This is a genomic window from Pseudobutyrivibrio sp. ACV-2 (assembly GCF_900107545.1).
GTDB lineage: Bacteria > Bacillota > Clostridia > Lachnospirales > Lachnospiraceae > Pseudobutyrivibrio.
The window spans coordinates 1-7,001 of the sequence record NZ_FNQZ01000036.1 but is presented as its reverse complement, the minus strand read 5'-3'; the positions used below and the strand labels follow the sequence as shown (position 1 = coordinate 7,001).

Genomic DNA, 7,001 nt, shown 5'->3' with positions numbered 1-7,001 from the left:
TGCTCAGAGATACCATGGTTAGCGAAATGATTGTAGTAAGCCGCAATATCATCGCCAAAAGCAGCAACAAGATCAGGATAAGCTTTCTTGTAAGCATTAACATCGAAATAAGGATTAATGCGTCTGCCTTCATTGATACCAAATTGTAAGAAGTGGTTAAAGAGAGCATTAGCATCGTTGCCAAGAACAGCAACAACATCAGGATTCATTTTAGCATAGAACTCAGCATCAAAGAGTTGACGAAGAGCAGAGCCAGCTTCATCAGCAGAGCCAGCACGACCTTCCTTTTTACCAAACACATTGTAGTGGGTTTCAAGATCAGCAGGCTTAGTACCGATAGCAGCAACAATATCAGGATTCTGCTGTGCATATAAAAAACTCCACAACATGCAGCTGTGGAGTCAGAATTTTTATGAAAAATATTCGCCATTAGTTCCGATGCTTTATTTCTGTAGAGCAGCAAGCTTTGCTTTTAGTTGCTCAATTTCGCTAGCTAAAAGTTTATTTTCAGCATCTTTCTTCTCAAGTTCAGCATCTTTCTTCTCAAGCTCAGCATCCTTTTTTCTCAGTTCGATATTCTTTTCTTCAACCGCTTCTGCTACGATTGCATCACTTAAATTACACATAGCCGCTGCATCTCCTTTCATTTCTTCGGTCATAGGCAACTCGTAGTCTTCCTCTAAAACAACCCTTTTCTCATCTGGCTGGATTTTAGGTGATAGTAGTGTAGATAGCATACCTATGAGTTTATTAGACGATTTCATTGTACTGTCTTTTAAGTTGACAAAAACTACAGATAATAAATCATATCGCCCCGTAGCTTGCTGATTTTGTTCACCTGATGAATAAATCGATTTAGGTGAAATGGAATATTCGGTAATTGTATCAGCAACATTAGCACCACTTTGATTTACAGCAGGTGTATTCATACATATCCAAATTGAATATACCTTTTTTGCTCCATCATAGTTATTTGCTGTGTATTCTTTATCCATTTGTTCAGATAGCAATCGCGCTGTGTAAATAACACCTCTTGTGACTAAATCATATCCTGGATAAAAAGATTTTTGAGCCTCTAAATTAATATATAGCTTTTGTCTTTCCGAAGCTTTTGTTCTTACAGTAAATAATATATCGAAAAACATCTTTCCTTCATCTGGAATTTTGCTTTCATTTTCGATTCCTGTAATAGCACCTGTTGGCCTAACTTCATGGCTGGCGACTTCAGGCTCACCTTCAATCGCTGCTTTTGCCTCTTCAAGTGTATAGTCCTTAAACTCTGCAACAGCATACTTAAGAACATATGCTAATACGCCTTTATCTTTTAATAATCTTCGAGCATGCTCATCATATTGGGCTTTTTTATCTGCTGAAGTCAATTCGCTATTTAAGTATGTTTCAGCTGTCATTCATGTTCCTCCGTAAAAGTACGTTTATTATATTATAAACAGAGACAGCCTGCCACATTAGTTTGCACTTGATTCAATTCCTCAAGTACTTACACATATCTATATTTCAATTATAACATAATTATAGCAAAAAATAACCTTGTCAAGACTATTCCAGAATCCATATCTGACTAACATATATAACGGTTGTAGTAGCATTAAAGCTTTTAAGGAAACCTGTGAGAAGATAGAGATATTCTAAATTAAAGATTATCGCTAAAAATGAGAAGATGTTCGATTGAAATGAATTTATACATCTGATAAACTAAGCAACGGTGCTACCAAGCGGTAGGCGATTAGCCCTTGAATTAGTGAGGGCGGTACCCTCGTGATTACCTCACAATCCGGCATTGCCGGAAATAGATATCAGGAGGGCTTGCTTATGGACATATGTGATTTCATTGCAGTTATATGCTTTGGATTAACCTGCTTTTCTATTGGCGTTAGCTATGGAAAAGACCATAAGAAAAAGAAGTAATCGCCTCGCCCAAGGTTCGATTACTTCTTTTTTATAGTAATATCAACCAAAGGGCTGACCGTCTATCGGTAGCACCTTTTTTGTATCTATATCGTACGATATAATAAGCTGATTTTCAATAGAAAATTTAAGTATGACAGATAATTGCATATTTATGTATAGATTACTATAAGACTCCGCACACCATATGTGATGTGGAGTTTTTTATTTTCTAAAACACAGTCTTTTTAAAATCCTAATTTGGATGACCCGGACGCGAAAATCACATTTATTGATGTTATGCAGATATGCAATATAGATGTATACGTCACAGGCAGCAACTCTAAAATGCTATCTTCTGATGTGCTCGCTCAATTTAGAGCCCGAGGCGATGAAATCAAAGTTTTTCCATTATCATCAGAGGATTGATGTACTTCGGCAAGATGTACAATAGATATATTGAAATCAACAACCTCAATATCTATGGCACAAAACTGGAAAAGCTTCCAACACCAAAGTATGTAGTATTTTACAACGGATATGCCGACAAACCTGCTATAGAAAAGCTAAAACTCTCAGATGCATTCATAAATCCTTCTTATGATGGTGAATTTGAGTGGACTGCAACTCTGTATAATATAAACAAAGGCAAAAATGACGACCTCTTGAAAAAATGTATACCTCTATCAGATTACATGGAGTTCATAAACAGAGTCAGAGATTTTGCTAAAGATTATGATATTGAACAGGCTGTTTCTTTAGCTGTAGATTCATGTATAAAAGATGGTATCTTAGCTGATTTCCTTAGGAATAACAAGGCGGAGGTGACAGATATGGTTTTAACAGAATATAATGAAGAGCGTGTTTTGCCGGGAATGTATGAGGATGGCTTGGATGACGGTTTGGCTCGTGGTCGCGCAGAAAGTATTTTCAATCTAATGAAAAACACAGGCAAAACCTTTGATGAAGCATGCGAGCTGCTTGGCATTCCTGAGGCAGATAGAGATGGTCTACGTTAAAAGTATTTTTTGTAAATACTGTTGTTGATGATGAAACAGATATTGTAGACTTAATGTCTTGTTTTACCAAGAAGGAAGTAAAAAATCCTAAAGTATCCTCATATCCGTAAGGCTCTGGGGATATTTTAATACTGTTTGCCGGTATTTATAGGTCATTTGCTGTCTCAAGGTTCTTCGTTAAAAAGTTTTATTACTAGAAAAAACATGTGAATATATTTTTATGAAAAAAGGCAACTACCCAAATTGAATAGCTGCCTATATCTTTTACTCTTTCTCAAAAGCATCATAAACGATTCTTTGTAAATACTCTTTTTTTCTAAAATCACTTCCATCTGAAAAATATGCATTATATGCAACTAAAGCTGTTCTAACATAACCTGCATTTTGTTCAAATAGTTTCCTATTAATTTTAAATCCTTTTTCATCAATAAATTGACAACAGAATGTAACCGTCGTTCTTGTGTTACCTTCTCTAAAAGGATGAATTCTCCATAGCGCAGCTAACGAATCGCAAAACTCATCAGCTATCTCTCTTTGATTCATAGAGAACCACTTTTTTTCCCTCATCTCTTTTAAAACATGATGAATGTCGTTAACAATATCAAAAGGATCAGAATACTCTATTGATTGTCCACCAAGAACGTCCTCTTCTTTATAAATAGAAATTGTCCTAGGTATACCAGCCCATTCAAATATATCTTGAAATATTAGGAAATGCATCTTAAGGAAATGATCTGTATGATAGTCACCTGGCAAAGGATTAATTGCCAAATCTTTTAAACGATACACCACATAATCAGCTTCAGCATCATCTAGTAAATCCTGTTTCGTGATACCAAGCTTATTTTTTAGAACAGGGATATCCTCATATAAATAAGGATCACGCATTTGAGCTCTCCTTCATTTTATATTTCTTATCCAAAAAACGCTTTGCCTCTTCCATAGTAACTTCACCACGTTTTTCTTTTTCTATATATTCTTTAAATTCAGCAGTTGGTTCTAATCCATCTACTTTAATCATACCAATTGCATAATCCCAAGCTTCAGCATTTGTCATAAAACTCGCCTCCTTTGCCCCTTTATTTTATCATAATTTAAGGAAAAATTATATTAGATAAACAGTGGTGGCAGCGTAAATTTGTACTCGGTAAACATTGATAGGCGCGCAAACTAAAAAGCTGCAAAGCCTTAATTTTACTTTACTGGCTTTGCAACTTTAATTGACCACATCGGATTCAGTCACCAACATTGTTTCAGCATCTCTTTCTTTAACTGCCTCATCTCTGATTTCTACTGGCACCGTTGTTACAAAAAGATTGAAAGCACGAAGATAGAGGGAATAATAAAATTCACGTGCCCGAATCGGAACTAGAATGCACGTAGAAAGTGGATTGAAAGGATTTTTCGTGTCAAATAGATAGTCTAATGACACGTAATATTAGGATAAAATGAATTATACGTGTCGGATTTGACTCTAGATGGCATGTAGCATGTGGAATCGAGGGAATTTTCGTGTCAGGGTTACGTTCAGAAGGCAGAAAAATATTTACTTTGATTCGCTCTATGTTTTATGTGATAGTGAGATACCGTAAGTGGCCCTATTGCGAAAAACTGCGTTTTTCCAATTAAAGAATAAGCTGAAAAGCCTTGATTTTACTGGCTTTTTCAGCTTAAGTTGACCACATTGGGGTCAGGCACCATTGTGTTGATTACTTCTTTTTTTCGTAACATCAACCAAAAGGGATGACAGTCTATCGATAGCACCTTTTTGTATCTATAACAAATTACATATTGTCTAGAAAACTACACACTGAGTTCTGGGATATTTTCATTATACTAGATTGCGACTATGTTTTTGACAAAGTTGAATGACTAGCAGATGGTAAAGGCTGTTTAAGCAAAAAAGGGAGTAGGTATTAATTTAGGAGTTATGCGAGATGTGGCACGAACTGATTGCTTTGTCAGTTCATGTTGTAACTTGATAAGTTCAATAATCTAGTATGTCATAACATTAATCCTTTTACTATTATTCAAAAATAACATCTAAATTTATATTTAAAAACCATATATAAAATAGGGCAACATACCTTTTGATGATGTAGATTGCCCTAATTAATGACATCGATTAGATAATTATTTTAGTTCTTTTTGACTCTTCAATAATTATGGAGCAGTAGCAGCTGTAATCAATAATGCACCACTCTCAACTGACGTCATATCTCCACATGAGAAGCGAAGCTTTACTGTTTTAGTGGCATCTGTCTCACTTGTCCTTATTACAAGATCTGAGAATGTAGCCACACCATTTACTGCATTTACAGTAGTTGTTCCCGAAAGTGTACATACTCCAGCATCTGTTCCCACAAGACTAACTGTAACTGCAGAATTAAATCCTGTTAATACAGCACTGCTATTATTCTGATCCACGATATTTATAACTGGTTGAGTAGAAAGTGTACCGCCACCAGCGGTTGTTGGTACAACTGGCTGCGTAGCAACTGAAAGCGTAGGTAACTCTACTACTAAAGAAACCTTCTCCGAAATCTCTTCCCCATCAAAGGTAATCTTTGCAATGATATCTACGTTTCCAGCGCTTACACCAGTTACATTACCATTATTATCTACTGTAGCTACAGCTGGGTTAGAAGATACCCATGTAACATCACCAGTTCCACCCGTTAATTTCAAAGCAGTTGAAGCTGCTCCTACAGTAATTTTCTTGCCATCAGGAATGCTATTGTCACTACTGTCAACAATATCGAGTGATGGATTTACTTTTACATTAAAAATAGTTTGCGCAAGTACTTTATCCTTATTATCCTTAAGTTTTGCTACAATAGTTGTCTTTCCTGTTTTTGCTGCGGTTAATATACCACTAGTAGCTCCCACACTAACTATATCTGGGTCATTAGAACTATATGTCACTGTACCATTTGGACTTCCCGGTTTCTGTGTCTTTGGTGTTAATGTTAATGCATCACCTAATTTCATATCAATTGCTGTTTTTTCATATTCCAAAGTAGGTGTTAGAGCTGAAACAGTAACATTACACTTTGAAACATATTGCTTACCATTAACAGTAATTGTTGCGGTAACTGTTGCATTACCAGCCTTAAGACCTTTAATTGTAGCTGTTTTTCCATCATCAGTTAGATTTATAATATCAGTTTCAGCAGAACTAAAAGCTACACCACCAGCAGGTACAGGTACAGCAGTTGCAGTCAGTTTCACTTCATCTTCCACTTCGATTGATAATGCAGTCTTATCAAGCGCAACATAAGGATCTGTAACAGTTACTACACATGTAGCTGTATATGCTTTACCATTACCATCTGTCGCACTTGCTGTGATAGTTGCAACACCAGCCTTAAGACCCACAACCTTTCCTGTAGTATTAACTGATGCAATTGTGGAATCACTTGTAGACCATGTAACTGCTGCGGCAGAAAGATCACCGGCTCCTGTTGCCTGCAAAGTCACTCCTGTAGCATCATCAAGAGCAACAGCTATTTCTGTCTTATCTAATACAAAGGTTGCATCTACAACAGTGACAGTACCTGTTACTGTAATTACATCTTTATCTTTAACCAACTTGGCTGTAATTGTAGCTGTACCTGTCTTTGAAGCACTGGTAATCTTACCACAAATAACACCTTCTTCATCTGCAACAGCCATAACAGTTGCAACAGTATTATCAGATGATGTCCACTCTGTTGCAGTATATCCATCAGGGATATTCTTTATCTTCATAAGTGTGTTAGCACCGTTCTTAGCAACAGTCACATCTTCTAATGTAGGTTTCTGTACCTCAGGCTCTTTTTCTGGTTCTTTCTCTGGTTCTTTCTCTGGCTCAGGAGTAACTGGAGTAGGAGTAACCTGTTCAGCAGGGGTAGTATCAGCAGGCTTAGTAGCAGGCTTAGAAGAAGAAGAACCACCGCCGCCGGAAGAAGAAGAGCTAGAGCCGCCCGAATAAGCAACAGCGGCGCCCGGAACAATCTTTTCAGCAGGGAAACCACCAAGAGTTCTGTGCTCAGAGATACCATGGTTAGCGAAATGATTGTAGTAAGCCGCAATATC

Annotated in this window: 5 protein-coding genes and 2 pseudogenes; 2 read left to right on the top strand and 5 right to left on the bottom strand. The window is 36.8% G+C overall.

All coding sequences use genetic code 11. The features are described 5' to 3' along the window. Together BLV53_RS16610 and BLV53_RS16605 are read right to left on the bottom strand one after the other, a co-directional pair. Window positions 1-389, bottom strand: a pseudogene (locus tag BLV53_RS16610) (hypothetical protein); the annotation flags it as partial. A 54-nt stretch (window positions 390-443) separates the two neighbouring features. Further along, window positions 444-1,409, bottom strand: coding sequence for a hypothetical protein (locus tag BLV53_RS16605; protein ID WP_090302737.1), 966 nt, complete (start codon window positions 1,407-1,409; stop codon window positions 444-446). An 805-nt stretch (window positions 1,410-2,214) separates the two neighbouring features. Between BLV53_RS16605 and BLV53_RS17775 the strand changes: the two are divergent. Beyond that, window positions 2,215-2,322 (top strand): annotated as a pseudogene (locus tag BLV53_RS17775) (AAA family ATPase); the annotation flags it as partial. A gap of 11 nt (window positions 2,323-2,333) precedes the next feature. Next, window positions 2,334-2,924: a hypothetical protein gene (locus BLV53_RS16595; protein WP_090302735.1), complete on the top strand. Its 591-nt coding sequence runs from the start codon at window positions 2,334-2,336 to the stop codon at window positions 2,922-2,924. 264 nt (window positions 2,925-3,188) lie between these two features. Here BLV53_RS16595 and BLV53_RS16590 read toward each other — a convergent pair whose 3' ends face one another. The 3 genes from BLV53_RS16590 to BLV53_RS16585 all read right to left on the bottom strand — a co-directional run. Continuing rightward, a complete protein-coding gene (locus BLV53_RS16590; RefSeq protein WP_090302734.1) occupies window positions 3,189-3,812 on the bottom strand; it encodes a Fic/DOC family protein in 624 nt (207 codons plus the stop codon). Continuing rightward, the gene (locus tag BLV53_RS17185; RefSeq protein ID WP_170830919.1) at window positions 3,805-3,981 is read right to left on the bottom strand and encodes a hypothetical protein; all 177 of its coding nucleotides are present in this window, start codon (window positions 3,979-3,981) and stop codon (window positions 3,805-3,807) included. The genes BLV53_RS16590 and BLV53_RS17185 overlap by 8 nt, the downstream gene beginning before the upstream one ends. A 1,106-nt stretch (window positions 3,982-5,087) precedes the next feature. Next, on the bottom strand, window positions 5,088-7,001 hold a 1,914-nt coding region (locus BLV53_RS16585; RefSeq protein ID WP_170830918.1), incomplete at its 5' end, for an Ig-like domain-containing protein.

What these genes read in the sequence shown, in the direction of transcription:
- BLV53_RS16605 (WP_090302737.1), bottom strand. Translation starts at nt 1,409, where the DNA reads ATGACAGCTGAAACATACTTAAATAGCGAATTGACTTCAGCAGATAAA.
- BLV53_RS16595 (WP_090302735.1), top strand. Translation starts at nt 2,334, where the DNA reads ATGTACTTCGGCAAGATGTACAATAGATATATTGAAATCAACAACCTC.
- BLV53_RS16590 (WP_090302734.1), bottom strand. Translation starts at nt 3,812, where the DNA reads ATGCGTGATCCTTATTTATATGAGGATATCCCTGTTCTAAAAAATAAG.
- BLV53_RS17185 (WP_170830919.1), bottom strand. Translation starts at nt 3,981, where the DNA reads ATGACAAATGCTGAAGCTTGGGATTATGCAATTGGTATGATTAAAGTA.